The organism is Ureibacillus yapensis (genome assembly GCF_003515775.1).
GTDB classification, from domain to species: domain Bacteria; phylum Bacillota; class Bacilli; order Bacillales_A; family Planococcaceae; genus Ureibacillus; species Ureibacillus yapensis.
Map to the genome: position 1 here is coordinate 21,705 of NZ_QWEI01000011.1, position 18,849 is coordinate 40,553.

General features: G+C 41.5%; 13 protein-coding genes and 1 other annotated feature. Of the genes, 5 read left to right on the plus strand and 8 right to left on the minus strand.

Annotated elements, in window-relative coordinates; all coding sequences use genetic code 11:
* Window positions 1–86 precede the first annotated feature (86 nt).
* On the minus strand, window positions 87–1,355 hold the full coding sequence (gene tyrS, locus D1B33_RS15895) for a tyrosine--tRNA ligase (protein WP_118877390.1): 1,269 nt from the start codon (window positions 1,353–1,355) through the stop codon (window positions 87–89).
* Between the two features lie 112 nt (window positions 1,356–1,467).
* Window positions 1,468–1,680 (minus strand) — a binding site (T-box leader).
* A gap of 102 nt (window positions 1,681–1,782) precedes the next feature.
* Between tyrS and D1B33_RS15900 the strand changes: the two genes are divergently transcribed.
* The gene (locus tag D1B33_RS15900; RefSeq protein WP_118877391.1) at window positions 1,783–4,794 is read left to right on the plus strand and encodes a transglycosylase domain-containing protein; all 3,012 of its coding nucleotides are present in this window, start codon (window positions 1,783–1,785) and stop codon (window positions 4,792–4,794) included.
* Window positions 4,795–4,816: 22 nt separating this feature from the next.
* On the opposite strand, the gene D1B33_RS15905 is transcribed toward D1B33_RS15900, so the two are convergent.
* The 5 genes from D1B33_RS15905 to acsA all read right to left on the minus strand — a co-directional run bounded on the left by D1B33_RS15905 (window position 4,817) and on the right by acsA (window position 11,039).
* On the minus strand, window positions 4,817–5,968 hold the full coding sequence (locus tag D1B33_RS15905; RefSeq protein ID WP_118877392.1) for an acetylornithine transaminase: 1,152 nt from the start codon (window positions 5,966–5,968) through the stop codon (window positions 4,817–4,819).
* Between the two features lie 38 nt (window positions 5,969–6,006).
* A complete protein-coding gene (argB, locus tag D1B33_RS15910; protein WP_118877393.1) occupies window positions 6,007–6,801 on the minus strand; it encodes an acetylglutamate kinase in 795 nt (264 codons plus the stop codon).
* Entirely contained in the window at window positions 6,764–7,987 is a 1,224-nt protein-coding gene (gene argJ, locus D1B33_RS15915; protein WP_118877394.1) for a bifunctional glutamate N-acetyltransferase/amino-acid acetyltransferase ArgJ, read from the minus strand. The genes argB and argJ overlap by 38 nt, the downstream gene beginning before the upstream one ends.
* A gap of 15 nt (window positions 7,988–8,002) precedes the next feature.
* Window positions 8,003–9,037, minus strand: coding sequence for an N-acetyl-gamma-glutamyl-phosphate reductase (gene argC / locus D1B33_RS15920; protein WP_199677434.1), 1,035 nt, complete (start codon window positions 9,035–9,037; stop codon window positions 8,003–8,005).
* Between the two features lie 274 nt (window positions 9,038–9,311).
* Window positions 9,312–11,039, minus strand: coding sequence for an acetate--CoA ligase (acsA, locus tag D1B33_RS15925; protein WP_118877396.1), 1,728 nt, complete (start codon window positions 11,037–11,039; stop codon window positions 9,312–9,314).
* Window positions 11,040–11,300: 261 nt separating this feature from the next.
* Between acsA and D1B33_RS15930 the strand changes: the two genes are divergently transcribed.
* The 3 genes from D1B33_RS15930 (at window position 11,301) to D1B33_RS15940 (ending at window position 14,063) form a co-directional block, all read left to right on the plus strand.
* Window positions 11,301–11,933: a GNAT family N-acetyltransferase gene (locus D1B33_RS15930; RefSeq protein ID WP_118877397.1), complete on the plus strand. Its 633-nt coding sequence runs from the start codon at window positions 11,301–11,303 to the stop codon at window positions 11,931–11,933.
* A gap of 325 nt (window positions 11,934–12,258) precedes the next feature.
* Window positions 12,259–12,906: an acetoin utilization AcuB family protein gene (locus D1B33_RS15935; RefSeq protein WP_118877398.1), complete on the plus strand. Its 648-nt coding sequence runs from the start codon at window positions 12,259–12,261 to the stop codon at window positions 12,904–12,906.
* The gene (locus tag D1B33_RS15940; RefSeq protein WP_118877399.1) at window positions 12,906–14,063 is read left to right on the plus strand and encodes an acetoin utilization protein AcuC; all 1,158 of its coding nucleotides are present in this window, start codon (window positions 12,906–12,908) and stop codon (window positions 14,061–14,063) included. The genes D1B33_RS15935 and D1B33_RS15940 overlap by 1 nt, the downstream gene beginning before the upstream one ends.
* Window positions 14,064–14,172: 109 nt before the next feature.
* On the opposite strand, the gene ccpA is transcribed toward D1B33_RS15940, so the two are convergent.
* On the minus strand, window positions 14,173–15,171 hold the full coding sequence (gene ccpA, locus D1B33_RS15945) for a catabolite control protein A (protein WP_118877400.1): 999 nt from the start codon (window positions 15,169–15,171) through the stop codon (window positions 14,173–14,175).
* Window positions 15,172–15,348: 177 nt separating this feature from the next.
* Window positions 15,349–16,434 (minus strand): bifunctional 3-deoxy-7-phosphoheptulonate synthase/chorismate mutase, encoded by a 1,086-nt coding sequence (locus D1B33_RS15950; protein ID WP_118877401.1) that lies wholly within the window; start codon window positions 16,432–16,434, stop codon window positions 15,349–15,351.
* A 251-nt stretch (window positions 16,435–16,685) separates the two neighbouring features.
* Here D1B33_RS15950 and D1B33_RS15955 point away from each other — a divergent pair, with 251 nt between their 5' ends.
* A complete protein-coding gene (locus tag D1B33_RS15955; RefSeq protein ID WP_118877402.1) occupies window positions 16,686–18,824 on the plus strand; it encodes a cell division protein FtsA in 2,139 nt (712 codons plus the stop codon).
* The last annotated feature ends 25 nt before the right edge of the window (window positions 18,825–18,849 follow it).

The following is an 18,849-nucleotide window of genomic DNA, read 5'->3' on the forward strand; positions in this document are numbered from 1 at the left end:
CGCTTTTTTCACTGCAGAAAAGGAGTGTTCTCGTAATGAGAGCACTCCTTTTGGGTTTCGGGGGGATGTTCATACGTCCCCACTGCTTAAATGAATTTTAACATGTGATATTTTTTCTTTCCTCGACGGATGATTGCGAAAGCATCTTCCAGCCGGTCTTTGGCATCAATTGTATACTCCAGATCTGTCACCTTTTCCCCATTTACAGAAATCGCGCCGTTCGTTACATCTTCCCGTGCTTGGCGTTTTGAAGATGAGATGTTTGCTTCTACAAGAAGTTCAACAATATTTTTGTCTTCTTTTGGCAATTCAATAGAAGGAACACCGGCAAATGCCACTTTCATTTCTTCCACTGATAAAGCTTTTAAATCTCCCGAGAATAAAGCAGCCGTAATTTTTTCTGCCTGCTCAAGCCCTTCTTCCCCATGAATAAGCTTTGTCATTTCAGATGCCAATGTTTTTTGGGCTTTACGCAAATGCGGTTCTTCCTCTACCGCTGTTTCCAAAGCCTCAATTTCCTCACGGGACAGGAAAGTGAAGATTTTCAAATATTTCACAACATCCGCATCTGCCGCATTTACCCAGAACTGATAAAACTCGTAAGGAGAGGTTTTTTCAGGGTCAAGCCATACTGCTCCACCTGCTGTTTTGCCGAATTTCGTGCCATCCGCTTTCGTAACTAATGGAATTGTAATACCGAAAGCATTTGTCTCTTCTTCATGCGTTTTGCGGATAACTTCCAGACCTGTTGTAATATTGCCCCATTGATCGGAGCCTCCAACCTGGATTTTCACATTATGATGATCGTATAAGTAGTTGAAATCAAGGCCTTGAAGTATTGTATAGGTAAATTCAGTAAAGGAAATGCCCGTTTCCAAACGGCTTGCAATTGTATCTTTTGCCAGCAGGTAATTGACATTGACTAATTTCCCGTAGTCTCTCAGGAAGTCGATAACACTTAATTTCCCAACCCAGTCATGGTTATTTACAAGAATCGCTCCATTGCCATCTTTCCCAAAGTCGAAAATTCGTTCCATTTGCGCCTTCAAGCCCGCAACATTATGTGCAATTTGCTCTTCCGTTAATAAGTTGCGCTCCGTTGAACGGCCTGATGGATCTCCAATCATGCCTGTTGCTCCGCCAACCAACAACACCGGGCGATGTCCTGCCTGCTGGAATCTTCTCAACGTTAGCAAGGGAACAATATGGCCGATATGCATGGAATCGGCAGTTGGATCAACACCAACATAAAGAGAAACTTTTTCTGAATTTAATAATTGTTCCATTCCTTCCGCGTCCGTTTGTTGGTATAACAAACCGCGCCATTGCAAGTCTTCTATTAATGGATTTGCCATTTTCTTTTCCTCCGTTCACTCAATTTAAAGTTTTTGACCTACAGCCAAAATGTTTTGCATTGAACAGTTTCTTGCTGCAATAAAAAAGTCCCAGCACACAACTTTCATTGCATGCTGGGACGTTAATGTCTGTTTAACGCGGTACCACCCGGCTTGAAGAAGCATTTTTGCAACTACTTCTTCCTCTTTTAAACGTTTCATCGCAACGTGGACGTTCAAGCTCCAAGAACGTAATTCGTGTTTACACTGTGTCTAGCTTTCACCAACCGCTAGCTCTCTAATACAGGGAATGAAAACACTACTGCAAACTTATCAACACTTGAAAAATTATACTGATAATTCTACTCGTTTTAAAATCAAATTGTCAATAACTATATTCCGCGTTTATCGAAATATGCTATAATAGACAAGATTTTAGGGGGTGAATATGCTGAAAGAATGGATCAATCAATTAGTAAATCGCATAAAAGAGTTAAATGAAAAAGTCGATCAATTAGCAACATCGGAAAAAATGAGCAAAGTTCGAATAACGGGCGGGATTTTATGGAATCTAATCCTTCTATCTTTCATCTTTTTGACGGCTGCTTTTATTTTTGTTGGCGGATTAGGTTTAGGATACTTTGCATCACTCGTTAAAGATGACCCTCTCCTTTCAAAGGAAGAAATGAAGGAGCAAATCTATAATTATGAAGAAACGAGTGAAATCTATTTTGCCGGTGACATTTACATAGGTAAACTTCGGACAGACCTAGAAAGAAGAGAAACGTCTCTTGATCAGGTTTCTCCAACTTTAATCAATGCTGTGTTGGCAACTGAAGACGAATACTTCAGAGAGCATAATGGAATTGTGCCGAAAGCTGTTTTACGCGGACTATTGCAGGATGTAACCAACTCCTCCACTCAAACTGGCGGATCCACCTTAACACAGCAATTAATTAAAAACCAAATCCTGACAAATGAAGTTTCCTATGAACGTAAAGCGAGGGAAATCCTGCTGGCTCTACGCTTGGAAAAATTCATGTCGAAGGAAGAAATTATCGAGGCCTACTTGAATATTATTCCATACGGCCGTAATGCCTCGGGGAAAAACATCGCCGGAATCGAAACAGCTGCGCAAGGTATTTTTGGAGTTTCCGCTTCCGAGTTAACACTGCCTCAGGCTGCTTATATTGCCGGTATTCCTCAAGCGCCTTTTGCATATACACCTTTTACTAATACAGGTGAAGTAAAAGATGCAGCGGGTCTAAAACCAGGTATAGACCGAATGAAAGTCGTTCTTAATCGCATGTTGACGGTTGGTTTTATAACGGAAGAGGAATTTGCAGAAGCTGTTAATTATGACATTACGCAGGATTTCCGTGAACCGGAACCTGAAGCGGCCGATAAATACCCTTGGCTGACCTATGAGCTGGAAAATCGAGCAAAACAGATTATTGCCCGTATTTTAGCTGAAAAAGATGGCATCGATCCAGAACGTCTGGACGAAGAAGAAAACTTATTGGAAAAGTACATGATACTTGCCGATCGAGATGTTCGTTCAGGAGGATATCGAATTTATTCTACAATCGATAAAAAAATGTATGATGCAATGCAGGAATCGGCTGATCGCTTCCAGTATTACGGACATACTTTCACAAGAACGGAAAGAGATCCAGAAACCGGCGAAGAAATCGTAATCGAAGAACCTGTTCAAGTTGGCAGTGTTGCCATTGAAAACAGTACCGGGAAAATTCTTGGGTTCGTCGGCGGCCGAGAATTCAACCTAGACCAGCAATTTAATTATGCTACACAAGCTTTCCGATCAAATGGTTCTACCATGAAACCATTATTAGTATATGCACCTGCAATTGAATATGGTGTAATCGGAGCAGGTAGTCCGGTAGTCGATGTCAAATTTACTCGTGCTGACGGCTACAGCCCAACCAACTATTTTGAAAACCAGGAATTGGGCATTATTCCTGCAAGGGAAGCTTTGGCACAGTCACAAAACCTGGCTGCGTTACGTTTGTATGACAGAATCCTGGATCGCAATCCTGCAAAATTTCTGGAAGCAATGGGCTTTAACAGATTAACGGAAGGCGATTATGTACACTTGGCAACTGCCATTGGCGGTTTAACATATGGTACAACAGTGGAAGAAAATACAAATGCTTTTGCCACTTTTGCCAACGGCGGACAGTTTATTGATGCTTATATGATTGACCGTATAGAAGATTTGGATGGCAATCTCCTTTATGAACACAAAGCCGAGCCAGTGCAAGCCTTCTCTCCAGAAACTTCCTACATTATTACAGATATGATGAGGGATGTTTTAACATCAGGTACTGCAACTAGAGCAAGAAGCGCACTTAAGTTCTCATCGGATTTCGCAGGAAAAACGGGTACATCAAATGAATATAAAGATTCTTGGCTGGTTGGCTATAATCCAAACATAACTTTAGGTGTATGGATGGGCTATGAACAACAGAATAAGTCCCTTTCTCAGTTCAACAATCTGTATGGCCAGCCCAATACACGCGTTAACTTATTATGGGCAAACTTGATGAATTCGCTATATGATGCGAACCCTGAATTGGTTACTGCCAAAGCGCAATTTGAGCGTCCTGCCAACGTGGTCAATGCATCTTTCTGTGCACTATCTGGGGATGCACCATCCAACGCATGTTCTCAAGCAGGCTTGGTTCGTTCAGATTTGTTTAACCGCAATGTATTCTTGCCAAGCAAAGTGGATGATAGTTTGATCGCTTCTTCCTCGGCAACCGTCATTATTGGTGGCAAGTCATATCTTGCACTTGATTCAACACCACGTGAGTTTGTAGTTTCCGGTGGTGGAGCAGGCCTTAACCCTGAATTTGCAAAAAGAATGCTCGGCAGACTTGGAGGAGATCCATCCAAACTTTGGCCTTCAGGTACAGGCAGCATCGCTTCGACAGCTACGTTTAAGGCAGATGGCAATCCGCCGCAAGCTGTTGGCGCTACATTGCAAGGAAACACAATCAAATGGTCAAAATCCGCCTCAAATGATGTAGTTGGGTACCGGGTTTATGATGTGACAAACGGCGGCCGTTCCCTGGTCTCCTCAATTAGAGGTGAAAGCAGCCGGTCTGCAAGTATTCCAAACGGCAAATCGTATATTGTAGTTGCCGTGGATATTACCGGATATGAATCGGCTCAATCAAACACAGTTACTTCAACTTCTGCGGAAGCTGCGGATACAAAACAACCTGTTGTGGAGGCGGATTCTTCTTCCAATGAGGACCAAGAAAAGCAAAATGACGGGGATAATAATGATTCTCCGGACGGCTCGGATGGAAATCAAGAAGGTAAAGACAAAGATAAAGATAAAGATAAAGATAAAGATAAGGATTCCGAGGATAAAGGAAAAGATAAAGAAAAGGGAGATGAACAGTCCCCTCCAACCGAATCCGAAGAGAATTAAACAGATGAAAAAAAGCGTAGTCTTAAGAGACTACGCTTTTTTCTTCCGTTAATATAGTTTTCAAAATGGCAACAGCTTCATCTATCTCATCGAAGGTTACGGTTAACGGCGGAAGCAAACGCAGTACTTGCGCTCCTGCTGCAACAAGCAATAATCCTGCCTCTTCTGCTTTTCCAACGATGGAAGCAACCTCTTTATGACAATCAATACCAATCAATAAACCCTTGCCGCGAATCTCAAATTGGTCTTGTGGAAGCACCTCTTCTAGTTTAGAGATTAAGTATTGCGATTTTTCCCTTACTTCTTCCAGGAAACGGTCGTCAAAAACAAGATCAATTACCGTTTGCGCAACAGCTACTCCCAACGGATTTCCTCCGTATGTCGTTCCATGTGAACCTGGGCCAAACGTTTCATATAATTCCGCCGTTGCCAAGATTCCCCCTATAGGGAATCCTCCACCCAATCCTTTAGCCATTGAGACAATATCCGGTTTCAAGGACGTTTGTTCAAAGGCAAAGCGAGTGCCTGTACGGCCAATCCCTGTTTGCACCTCATCTATAATTAATAAAATATTATGCTTTTCGCAAAGTTCGTTAATTGCTTTTGCAAACTCTTCGGTCACTTCGTGGATGCCGCCTTCACCTTGAATAACTTCAAGCATAATTGCAGCTACCGATTCATCGACCGTATTTTTCAGAGCATCCGCATCATTAAATGGAAGATACGTAAACTGGTCGAGCATTGGTCCAAATCCCTTTTGAATCTTTTCTTGGCCAGTTGCGGACATTGCTCCGAAAGTACGCCCATGGAAAGAGTTCTCGAACGTAATAATATGGTGTTTCCCTGTGTGCTTTCTGGCTAGTTTAATAGCCGCTTCATTTGCTTCGGCTCCGCTATTGCAAAACAACGCATGGGACAAATGATTATCTTTTACCAACTTTTCAGCCAATTGCACTTGTCCCGGGCTTTCAAATAGATTGCTGGTATGCCAAATTTTTTCGCTTTGTTCTTTTATCGTTTTTACCAATGCCGGGTGAGTATGCCCTAAACAGCAAACCGCAATCCCGCTTGTAAAATCAAGGTATTGTTTTCCGGTGCTATCTTTTACAATCGTCCCTTTTCCTTCCACAATACTAATTGGTCTTCTGGAATAGTTATTAAATAATGCATTCATTTGACGATCTCCTTATTCATTGGTTTATAAGCTAAGCTCTAAGAACGAACTGCAACATTCTTTTCGGAAGATGGAACAATCATTGTTCCTGTTAAACGATCATCCACAATTTGTACGGAAGGAACACCCGCATCCAGCACCTGTACTGCTCCTTGTACTTTCGGGATCATTCCCCCATAGATATGTCCTTCTTCAATCCATTGATCAATGAGAGCCGGTGTTGCTTTGTCCTGATACTCTCCTTCAATGCGAATTCCAGAAACATCCGTAACCAGCAACAAACTCTCGGCTTCTACGGCTAAAGCCACTTCACTTGCTACAGTATCCCCATTGATGTTTAATGCTTGACCATCAATGGTTGCACCAATACAAGCAATGACCGGCACAATTTGTTGTTTGCATAGACGATTAAGCAGCTGCGTGTTTACAGCTGTCACTTTTCCAACATACCCATACGTCTCTTTTTCCAAAAACTCACTCTGCAATAATAGTCCGTCAAATCCATTCAGCCCGATTGCCATAATGCCCGCCTTATTTAACTCACCAACTAGAGCTGGATTGACTTTTCCGATTAAAGTTGATTGGACAATATTAATCGCATCTTCATTTGTTACCCGAATGCCATTTAAGACGGGAGAGGTTATGCCTTGTTTTTCCAGTTCCCGATTAATGGCAGGACCTCCGCCGTGCGTGATAATGATGTCGAAACCTTCTTGCTGCAGATTTTTAAAATTGGAAAAGAAGGCTTTATTTAAGCCTTCCAATGTACTTCCGCCAAGTTTGATGACGATTTTTTTACGAACGGTAGGAAGCGTTGATTTGGACGTAATCATAAGTTAAATCGCACCCCCATGCTAATCCGCATCCTTCTCCTTGACCTAGGGACACGTATATTTTCACTTCGTTTGCTTTTAAAATAGTAATCAATTCTTCTTCAGAAAACGGAACCGGTTCACCATTTTCAACCATTAGTGCATGACCGATTTTAATGGAGACCTTTTCTGGATCAACAGTTGCACCGCTATAGCCTACTGCTGCAATAATACGGCCCCAGTTTGCATCATTCCCGAATACAGCCGTTTTCACTAAAGGAGAACCAACTACCGTTTTTGCAATTTTACGTGCTTCTTCATCAGAAACGGCACCGGCAACTTCTACTTCAATTAATTTCGTTGCCCCTTCTCCGTCACGGGCAATTGCTTTTGCTAAATCTTCGGCAACAATTTGCAATGTACTATAAAAATTATCCCAGTCCGGGTGTGATGGCGACAGCGGATTATTGCCCGCCAAACCATTTGCCATAATGACAACCGTATCATTCGTTGAAGTATCACCGTCCACAGTAATGGAGTTAAACGTTAAATCTGTAATTTCCGATAATGCCTTCTGCAACTCTGCGGATTCAATATTTGCATCTGTAGTGATAAAACCAAGCATTGTTGCCATATTCGGCTCAATCATCCCAGAACCTTTCGCCGTACCTGAAATGACAACCTCTTTCCCATCAATTAACGTGCTATACGTAGTATTTTTCATTACGGTATCTGTCGTTAAAATGGCTTGGGCAAAATCAATTCCATGCTCCAGCGTATTGCCTAATTGCAATTGTCCAACACCTTTGCGAATTGGTTCCAGATTCATAATTTGGCCAATTACGCCTGTTGAAGCTACCCCAACCAAACTTGGATCAATTCCCAGTTTTTTGGCTGCCAGGGCTTGCATTTCATATGCGTCGGCAATCCCTTGTTTACCTGTGCAGGCATTGGCATTTCCCGAATTGACGATCAAGGCTTGCATTTTCCCTGTATTGTAAACGACTTCTTTTGTTATTTTTAATGGTGCAGCCTGTACGGCATTTGTTGTAAATACGCCCGCTACACTTGCTGGAACTTCACTTACAAGCAACGCTAAATCCTTTTTCTTATGTTTAATGCCGCAATGCATTCCCGCTGCGGAGAACCCTTTCGGCGATACGATATTTTTGCTTGATAATTTTCTAAACTCAAATAATGAATTCACTGTGTTTACTCCCCTTTATATGAATAGTGGCACTACATCAAGACCTAGCGTTTGCGGTAGTGAGAATTGAACGTTCATATTTTGAATTGCCTGCCCTGCTGCCCCTTTAACCAAATTGTCGATCACCCCAACAATGGTGGCCCGGTTAGTGCGCTCATCTACTTTTACGTAAATATCGCAATAGTTTGAACCTTTGACACGGTTTGTGCCGATTGATGAAACATCTTGTACAAGCCGCACAAATGGATGGTTTTTATAGGTTTCTTCTAAACAATCATTCAATTGCTTGTTTGTAACCCCGGGTAAAACCGGTGCATAGGAAGTAGCCAATATTCCACGCGTCATTGGTACCAGATGCGTATTAAAAGTAATCGTTGTTTCAGTATTTGCGAACATCTTAATTGCCTGTTCGATTTCAGGAATATGTTGATGCTCATTTACTTTATAAATTGAAAAGTTTTCATTCATTTCACTGTAATGCGTTGTTTGGGAAGGTTTATTCCCTGCGCCCGAAACACCGCTTTTTGCATCGATAATCAGGTAATTCGGATCGATTAATCGCTCTTTAATTAAAGGAAGTACTGAAAGTAAAACTGCGGTTGGATAACAACCAGGATTGGCAATAAGACCGGCGGATTGAATGTTTTTCTCATTCCACTCCGTCAAGCCATAAACACTCTCCTGGACAATTGAATGTGGTGCAGGCGTTTTTTTATACCATTTTTCATAGGATGCTAAATCTTTAAGACGATAATCGCCCGAAAGATCAATTAACTTTGGCCCTACTCCAACTAATGGAGGCAATAGTTTACTTGTCACCCCGGATGGAGTACTTGTAAAGACTACGTCAAAGCCTGACAGCTTCTCTTCTTCAATTTTATTCAACGGCGCATCGTGGATGGATAACAAATGTCCAAATTTGGAAGAAAAAATTGTTCCTTCCTCAGAAGAAGTAAACAAATCAATTTCCTTTACTTCTGGATGGTTATGCAAAAACCGTATAAGTTCCAATCCGCCATACCCAGTTGCCCCTATTATTCCAACTTTCACTTCATTCACCCCTAAGTTTTGCAGATGCGTATGTTGCTGCTATGAATCTGCCAAGATAAAGATAGTATAATTGTGTATAAATATTTAGTCAACTGTATTTTTATATAACATTTAATTATTCTTAAAGATAGAAAAAGGGATACTTTATTATAGTTATAATGAAGTATCCCTTAAAGTAGTTGAATAAATATTAATATAGTATTAATTATTTGTAAATAATTAACAATTCATTGAATGATTCATGGTTCAGTTTTAATGTGTAAATTTTTAAGATTTAATCTTCCATTGTGGACAAATCGCCTGTTGGTAAATTTAACTCCCAAGCTTTTAAAACGCGACGCATAATTTTGCCGCTTCGTGTTTTTGGCAGTTTATCCTTAAATTCAATTTCACGAGGTGCCGCGTGGGCAGCCAAACCTGTTTTAACAAAGCTTCGAATATTCTCTGCCAACTCATCGCTCGGTTCGATACCTTCTCTCAACGCAATAAACGCTTTGATGATTTCGCCCCGTACAGGGTCCGGTTTTCCAATGACGCCGGCTTCTACAACATCCGGATGCTCAAGAAGCTTGCTTTCCACTTCAAATGGACCCACACGCTCCCCGGAGGTCATGATTACGTCATCAATCCGGCCTTGGAACCAGAAGTAGCCTTCTTCATCCATATATGCTGAATCTCCGGAAACATACCACTCATTTTTCAGGAAATAAGATTGAAAACGTTCTGGATTTCCCCAAATCTCCCGCATCATGGAAGGCCAGCCTTTTCGGATTGCTAAATTCCCCATTGTATATGGAGGCACTTCATTTCCTTCGTCATCGACAATTGTTGCATAAATTCCCGGCACCGGTTTTCCCATCGAGCCAGGTTTAATTTCCATGGAAGGATAGTTGCAAATAATATGTCCCCCGGTTTCCGTCATCCACCACGTATCATGGATGCGGTGACCCAGTTCATCCATGCCCCATCGGACAACTTCCGGATTTAATGGTTCCCCTACAGAAAGAACATGTCGAAGCGAGGATAAGTCGTATTGTTCCAATAGGCTTGAACCAGCTCCCATCAACATCCTGAAAGCTGTCGGGGCGCTATACCAAACCGTAACGCCGTAATGTTCGATTGCTCCATACCAACTTTGGGGACTAAAACGTCCACCTACGATCAAGTTTGTTGTCCCGTTCAACCAAGGGCCAAATACCCCGTAAGCCGTACCTGTTACCCAACCAGGGTCAGCCGTACACCAATAAACATCCTCTTCTTGCAGATCCAGTACCCATTTTGCTGTTTGGTAGTGTTGGATCATAGCATTATGAACGTGAAGCACACCTTTTGGGGCACCCGTGGAACCGGAAGTATAATGAAGCAGCATCCCGTCTTCACGATCAACCCACTCTATATCGAATAAACTTGAAGCTTCTTTCATTTCCCGATTCAAGTCCACAATTTTTTCATTTTCTTCAACACGTTCCCCAACAATGAAGATTTTTTCCAAATGTGGAAGTTTCTCTACCGGCACTCGGTTTAATAGATTTGGCGTTGTTACAATTGCTTTCGCTTTGCTATCAGCCAGGCGATCATAAACCGCTCCCTCCATAAACGCTTCAAATAGCGGTCCTACAATAACCCCCATTTTTATCGCGCCTAATAACGAGAAGTACAGCTCAGGTGAACGCGGCATAAAAATAAACAACCGATCACCCTTTTCCAACGTAGAATGCTGTCTGAACACATTGGCCGCTTTGTTGGAATTCTGTTTCATATCATAAAATGTATAACTTTCTTTTCGAATGCCGTCATCAAAAAACAAAGCTACTTTGTCTTTTCGATCGCTGTCGGCATGTCGATCGATTGCTTCGTAAGCGGCATTCAATTTCCCCGTTGTATGCCAGCTAAAAGCTTGCTCTGTTTCTTTCCAGTCAAAGGAAGAAACAGTTTCCTCGTAATTCTGCAAATGATGTTCCCCTTGAATTACTGCCAATTTGTCCGTAATTTTTATCCCCATAAAAATTACCCCTTTCAAATCAATTTCATCTTACAAAGATTAATAATAATCGTTATCAGAGTATATTACTAGAAAAAACCCAATAGACAATTATTATTTGAAATTAATAGATTTTACATTATTTATTTTACAATAATCCGAACATTTTGAGTTGAATATTTTAAATTTTATGAACATTACTGCATTTTTCACAAAAACCAGCGATTTTGTGCATATTTTATCATATAATGAATTTATCAAACACTTGTGGAGAGAATTAAAATGAATCATATTAAAAATTTTTATTCCATAGATTTTAATACCAGGCATGGAATTGTTCAAATTGAAGGCCCCGTTCTTCCCGAACAATTGGAAAGCTATCATTTCCATGAAGATTTGGTCGCTTTCAGGCCACCCAAACAGCAGCACGAAGCGTTAATCGGCATCGCTCAATTGGAAGAGGGACGAATTACCGTAATACGAAACGGTAATACAGTCGTCGGGTACGTTACATTTCTTTATCCGGATCCGTTGGAAAGATGGGCAGAGGATCGTATTGAAAATATGATTGAGCTGGGCGCCATCGAAGTGATTCCTTCCTATCGGGGCTCCGGAGCAGGAAAAAAATTATTGCAAGTTTCCTTTATGGATGAGGAAATGGAGAAATATTTGGTCATTACGACAGAATACTATTGGCATTGGGATTTAAAAGGGACAGGCTTGAATGTTTGGGACTATCGCAAAATGATGGAACGACTAATGAATGTCGTTGGATTTGAATATTACGCAACCGATGACCCCGAAATTACTTCCCATCCGGCCAATTGCCTTATGGCCCGAATGGGGAAATATGTAAACAACGACACGATCGAACGCTTCGATCGATTGCGCTTTCGAAATCGTTTTATGTATTAAGAAAAGCGGAGAACGCCCGTTTAGCTCCGACAACAACTGGCCGACAAAAACGCCACGTCGTGTGGCTTTGTCGGCACTAGCACATCCATGTGCGTCGGAGGGGCTGACAAAAGGGCGCTATTTGCCCTTATTGGCAACACCGAAGTTGTCGAGGAGCTGGCGTTCGCAGCCAGACATTAAGAAAAGCGGAGAACGCCTGATTAGCCGACAACAACTGGCCGACAAAAACGCCGCGTCGTGTAGCTTTGTCGGCACTAGCACATCCATGTGCGTCGGAGGAGCTGGCGTTCGCACCTAAACCACTTGAAAGGCGGTAAAAAAATTGATGATTATTGAAGAGATTATGCAGACTGATGTCTTCTTTTTAGCCCCCACCAATACGGTAAAAGATGCATTGGAGGTAATGCGGGAGAAAAAAATCAGGCATTTGCCCATTGTGGATGATAATGAGAAAGTTGTGGGAATTATTACGGCCCATGACCTGAAAAATATCCTGCCATCCAGCCTGAATAAAGATATAAACTTAACAACCTATGATACGCCGCTTGAAAAGATTATGGTGAAGGATCCGTTGATTGGCCATCCATTGGATTTTATCGAAGAAATTGCCCTTACTCTGTACGAATCAAAAATTAGCTGTATGCCGATTGTCTCAGGTGGAAAATTGGTTGGCATTGTCACTTCCACGGATTTGCTTTATACATACATTGAGTTAACCGGCGCCAATAAGCCTTCATCCAAAATTGACATCCGTGTGTCGGACAAGCCAGGGATTTTATCGGATGTAATGGAGATTTTCAAAAATCACCATGCGAATGTTTTAAGTGTACTTGTTTATCCAAGTGTCCAAAATAACGACACCAAAATTATCAGTGTGCGCGTGCAAATTATGAACCCGCTGCCGATCATTGAAGACTTGAGAAAAGAATCTTTTAATGTATTATGGCCGAATTTGCCTGGGGTGGAGCGATGATGAGAAAGTCCGTTTTTATTTATTCACCGGAACAACTGGAATACAAATTTTCTGATTCACACCCTTTTAATCATAAACGCCTGCTTTTAACGATGGATTTATTACGGCAGATTTCCGCGCTGTCGGACGATGATATTGTGCCGGCAAGAATAGCCACTGATGAGGAAATTGCCCTTGGACACGACCAAAAGTATATTGATACTGTGAAAAAAGCCGGTCATGGCCTTATCACTGCTGAACAATGCGGAAATTATGGAATCGGCACAGAAGACACACCCATATTCAAGAATATGCATGAAGCAAGTGCCTTATTGGTAGGAAGTACGTTGCAAGCAGTCGATTATGTAATGCAGGGCAAAAGCCAGCATGCACTAAATTTGGGTGGCGGACTCCACCACGGTTTTCACGGCCGGGCTTCGGGTTTTTGCATCTATAATGACAGTACCGTAGCCATTCGGTATATGCAGGAAAAATACAATGCGCGTGTTTTGTATATCGATACCGATGCCCATCACGGAGATGGCGTTCAATGGGCATTTTACGATGATCCCAATGTTTGCACATTGTCCATTCATGAAACAGGACGCTACCTTTTCCCGGGTACGGGGAATGTGACAGAGCGCGGAAATGGACAGGGATATGGTACATCGTTCAACTTTCCCATTGATGCTTTTACAGAAGATGAAAGCTATTTAACTATATATGAACAAGCAGTCAGGGAAATATTTGAATTTTTCAAACCGGATGTTGTTCTAACGCAAAACGGTGCTGACGCTCATTACTTTGACCCGCTTACCCACCTTTACGGAACAATGCGAATCTATCAAGAAATTCCAAGGTTGGCTCATAAATTGGCACATGACTATTGCGGCGGCAAGTGGATTGCGGTTGGCGGAGGTGGCTATGATATTTGGCGGGTAGTGCCAAGAGCGTGGTCCTTTATTTGGACAGAAATGAACGATCTGGCTTTGCCATCAGGAAATCTTCCAAAAGAATGGCTTGATCGATGGCAAAAAGAATCGCCTGTTCCACTTATTCCAACATGGGAAGATCCTCATCCTTTGTACGAACCAATCCCCCGGAAACTGGAAATAGAAGAGAAGAACGCACAAATGCTTAAAAAAGCACTTTATTTAATTCGGAATGAAAAGAAATAACCTAAACAGCATAGTAGTATAGAAATTATTGGCGTTTTACCGAAAAGGCATTTTTCTCCCCAAAATAAAACAAAGGCAGCTATAGTTTTTGAATGAGCTGCCTTTTCGTCTATTTTACGGAGTTGCGTTTTTCAATTCGGTGAGGGATGATGACGGAGTGGTCTTCAATGCTTTCTTTATTCATTAATTTTGTCAGCAATCGCATCGCAACAGCGCCGATATCATAAAGCGGCAAAACCACACTTGTCAATTGAGGGCGTACCATACGGGCAAGCTTTGAATTCTCGAAACTGATGATTTCAATGTCTTCCGGGACCTTTTTCCCATTATCTTGTGCCCCATGGATTAACCCGATTGCCAGTTCATCACTTCCCGCAAAAAATGCGGTTGGCGGGTTTTCAATCTTGGCTAAGGCTTCAAATGCCTCCAGAGCACTATCATATGTGCCATCATCCGCAATAATCAATTGTTCATCTACCTCGATATTTGCCTCGTTCAACACCGTTTTATAAGCTTCAAGTTTATAGTGGGAGTTAATCGTGTAAGACAGCGGACCTGAAACAAAGGCAATTCTTTTATGCCCATTATCAATCAGCATTTGGACAGCATCTTTCGTTGCCTGGAAATAATCAATATTTACTGACGCAAAAGTATTGGATTCATCAACTGAACCCGCAAGTACAATCGGAACCGGCGAGTGATCCATTGACTGATGAAGCTTTGGCGTAACAGCATCACTCATCATTACTATTCCGTCCACTTGCTTTCCTAGCATTGTGTCCAGCAGAATCAATTCTTTCTCTTCGTTTTGGTCGGAATTTGCCAGAATAATATTATAGCGATACATCGTTGCGATATCTTCAATTCCCCGAGCTGCTTCTGCGTATATATTATTGGATATATCCGGTATGATTACGCCCACAGTTGTTGTTTTTTTGCTTGCCAACCCACGTGCAACCGCATTTGGACGATATTCTAGACGTTCAATAACTTCCAATACTTTTTTTCTTGTAGCGGGCTTTACATTTTGGTTTCCGTTAACTACGCGTGACACCGTTGCCATTGAAACGTTCGCTTCACGTGCAACATCATAAATCGTTACAGTCAAAGGATACGCCTCCTTTTAAATAATATTATGTTCATCATACTTCAATTTATAATTCTTTTTCAATATAAAGCATACAAACTTCATAAAGATTAACTATTTGTTCGTTTTTAGAAAATAGAAATATGCTAATCACACATAAAAAGAAAGCCCGAAAGCATTTGCTTTGGGCTTCTATTATTATGCTTTTAATTCATATTGTTTCATGAATTTTTGAATTTCATTGAAGAAAGCATCAAATTGCGGGATATCCATTTGCTGTTGTGAATCGGAAAGAGCGACAGATGGATCCGGATGCACTTCCGCCATTACTCCATCAGCACCGATTGCGATGGCAGCTTTTGCACAAGGCAACAGCAAGTCGCGGCGGCCCGTTGAATGTGTTACATCCACAAATACAGGCAGATGCGTTTCTTGTTTTAAAATAGGCACAGCAGAAATATCAAGTGTATTGCGGGTTGCTTTTTCATAAGTACGGATTCCGCGTTCGCAAAGCATGATGTTTTCGTTGCCTTTGGACATAATGTATTCCGCTGCATGGATGAATTCATCGATAGTTGCAGCCAAACCGCGTTTTAATAATACAGGTTTGTTTGTTTCCCCTACTGCTTTCAATAATTCAAAGTTTTGCATGTTGCGTGCACCGACTTGAATCACGTCTACATAATCAAGCGCTTCTTCGATATGTGCAGGCGTAACGATTTCAGTAACCACCGCTAATCCATATTCCTTTGAAATCTGTTTCAGGATTTTTAATCCTTCCAGTCCCAGACCTTGGAAATCGTATGGAGAGGTACGAGGTTTGTATGCCCCGCCTCGAATCAATTTTTGCCCTTTCGCTTGAATAGAAGCGGCTACAGCAGCAACTTGCTCATATGACTCCACTGAACATGGGCCAAATACGAATGATGGGCTTCCTGCACCGATTTTTTCTCCGTTGATTTCAATGACAGTATCTTCAGATTTCTTTTTGCGTGATACAAGCAATTCTTTCTTCTTATCGGCTTCCAGCTGTTTCAATGCCGTCTTGAAGATTTGCTTGAATATATAATCAACCGTCATTTGGTTTAACGGTCCTTTATTATGTTCTTTTAAAAGATTTAGCATGTGACGTTCGCGAAGAGGATCAAATCGGTTAACACCTTGTTTTTCTTTTATTTTACCGATTTCGTCAACGATTTCTGCTCGTTCATTAATTAAACGTAAAATTTCCAAGTTTAGTTCGTCAATCTGACTGCGTAGTGCTTCTAAGTTCTGCTCACTCATTCCCTTTTCCTCTCCTTTAGAACCATCTCTTTTCAGGCCATTGAAAAGTATGATACATTTTAATTTAATAATAATCCTATTATAGTCAACAAATTCTAAATTGTCACGCATTTAATTTAGCGATTCAACTCGCTAAAGTGAAATTATTTAGAAAAAGTTATAAATTGGATCGTGTAAAGTTGTACTATTAATACAAGCATACTACATAACGGAAATAAAGTATATTCGTTTTGAAAGGAAGTGTTTTCCCTTTGACCCCCAAGTTATTTGCTTTGGACATCGGCACTCGTTCGGTTGTCGGAATTATTCTGGAAGAACAAAACAATCATTTCCATGTCATCGATCTTCTTATGAAGGAACATAAAGAACGAGCGATGGTGGATGGCCAAATACATAATGTACTTTACGTGGCGGAATTACTTAAAGAAATTAAATCGGAATTGGAAGAAAAGCATGGTCCATTGCCAAAAGTCAGTGTCGCTGCTGCAGGTCGCGCTTTAAAAACAGAGCAAGCCAGCGTAACCATCAACATAAAAAATCGCCCCATCTTTACAGAGGAAGATATTAACCGACTTGAATTGCAGGCTGTCCAACGCGCCCAAGCAAAACTGCTATCTGCCAAAGAAGAGGGAAAAACAAGCCACTATTATTGTGTTGGCTATTCTGTACTTTATTACAAACTTGATGGAGAAGAAATTGGAAGCCTATATGATCAACAAGGAGACGAAGCAACCGTTGAGGTAATCGCAACTTTCTTGCCCCGCGTCGTTGTCGAATCTTTGCTTGCAGCATTAAAGAGAGCCGATCTTGAAATGGAAGCGTTAACCCTGGAACCAATTGCAGCCATCAATGTGCTGATTCCTCCATCCATGCGCCGTTTAAATGTCGCTTTAGTCGATATCGGGGCAGGTACTTCGGATATTGCGATTACGGATAAGGGGACAATTGTAGCTTACGGCATGGTTCCAACGGCTGGCGATGAAATCACGGAAAGCTTAAGCGATCACTATTTGCTTGATTTTCCCGTAGCAGAAAAAGCAAAAAGAGAACTAACTACCCAAGAACACATTACAATTCAGGATATTCTTGGTTTTGAACAAGCGATCCCAAAAGAAGCAGTCCTTCAAGCAATCTTTCCATCTATTGAAACATTAGCGCTAGCAATCGGCCAGGAAATTTTAAGATTAAATAATCAAGCGCCTCCCAAAGCAGTTATGCTTGTTGGTGGAGGCAGTTTAACACCGGAACTTCCAAGAGAAATAAGCAAAATATTAAATCTGCCTGAGAACCGCGTAGCCATCCGAGGAATCGATGCCATACAAAACTTAACAAAAGAGGATTCTATACTGGCAACACCTGAACTTGTAACGCCGATTGGGATTGCCATTGCAGCTAAAAAGGCGCCAATCCAATATATGTCGGTGACCGTGAATGAGCAAGTTGTACGATTGTTTGAAATGAAAGAAATGACGGTGGCGGATGCCTTTTTGGCAGCTAATATAAGAGCTCAGCAACTCTACGGAAAACCCGGCCAAGGCATTGCCGTCACGGTGAATGGGCAAGACATTTTGATTCCGGGCGAACATGGACTTGCTGCCGCTATCTTGGTGAATGGAGAAAGTGCTTCTACAAAGACCATTATAAAAAATGGAGACGTGATTTCTTTAATCGAGGGCCGAAATGGACAAGATGCCAAAGCAACCATTCAGGACCTCATGGATGATGCCTTGATTAAGAATGTTTTCATTAATGGCAAACATTATTCGATAGAACCGATCGTCAAGATTAACGGCCAACACGGATCGATTGCACAACAATTAAAAGATAAAGATCGAATCGATATTGAAACGATTGACTCCATCGAGACGTTGCTTCACCAAACTCAAAATTACGACCTGCTTCATAATATGAAACCTTTTACGCTTCATATTGACGGAAAACCGGTTTTCTTTCCTGAGTGTTCTTCAAAACTTTCAATTAATGGGAAACCGGGAAAATTGCATTATCCTTTTCAAAATGAGGACAAAATAACAATTGAGGATGCTTTATCGCCTACGGTCCAAGCGATATTCAATAAATTAAATCTATTATTGGAAGAACGGATTGTCATCACTTTCCAAAATGAAACAGTGGAGCTAACTAAAGTTTGCCATGAAGTCATGCGAAACGGCAGCACTCTTGAAGGCAAGGAGACTCTTAACAATGGCGATGTTCTATCGGTCATAGAAAAAGAGACGAATCCTTGGGTTTTCCAGGATGTTTTCCGTTTTTCGAACTGGCAATTGCCAGTGGACTTCAAGGGTCAATTTAAAATTCTCCGCAATGGCCAACCTTCTTTCTTTGACGAAGAAATTTTTGGCGGCGATCAGCTCGAAATTCTATTAACGTAAACAGCCCCAAACACAAAAAACGCAA

Bases quoted from the DNA above. Each gene is read 5' to 3' on its own strand.
- D1B33_RS15900 (WP_118877391.1), top strand. From the start codon at position 1,783: ATGCTGAAAGAATGGATCAATCAATTAGTAAATCGCATAAAAGAGTTA.
- argB (WP_118877393.1), bottom strand. From the start codon at position 6,801: ATGATTACGTCCAAATCAACGCTTCCTACCGTTCGTAAAAAAATCGTC.
- D1B33_RS15935 (WP_118877398.1), top strand. From the start codon at position 12,259: ATGATTATTGAAGAGATTATGCAGACTGATGTCTTCTTTTTAGCCCCC.
- acsA (WP_118877396.1), bottom strand. From the start codon at position 11,039: ATGGGGATAAAAATTACGGACAAATTGGCAGTAATTCAAGGGGAACAT.
- D1B33_RS15930 (WP_118877397.1), top strand. From the start codon at position 11,301: ATGAATCATATTAAAAATTTTTATTCCATAGATTTTAATACCAGGCAT.
- D1B33_RS15940 (WP_118877399.1), top strand. From the start codon at position 12,906: ATGAGAAAGTCCGTTTTTATTTATTCACCGGAACAACTGGAATACAAA.
- D1B33_RS15950 (WP_118877401.1), bottom strand. From the start codon at position 16,434: ATGAGTGAGCAGAACTTAGAAGCACTACGCAGTCAGATTGACGAACTA.
- tyrS (WP_118877390.1), bottom strand. From the start codon at position 1,355: ATGGCAAATCCATTAATAGAAGACTTGCAATGGCGCGGTTTGTTATAC.
- D1B33_RS15905 (WP_118877392.1), bottom strand. From the start codon at position 5,968: ATGAATGCATTATTTAATAACTATTCCAGAAGACCAATTAGTATTGTG.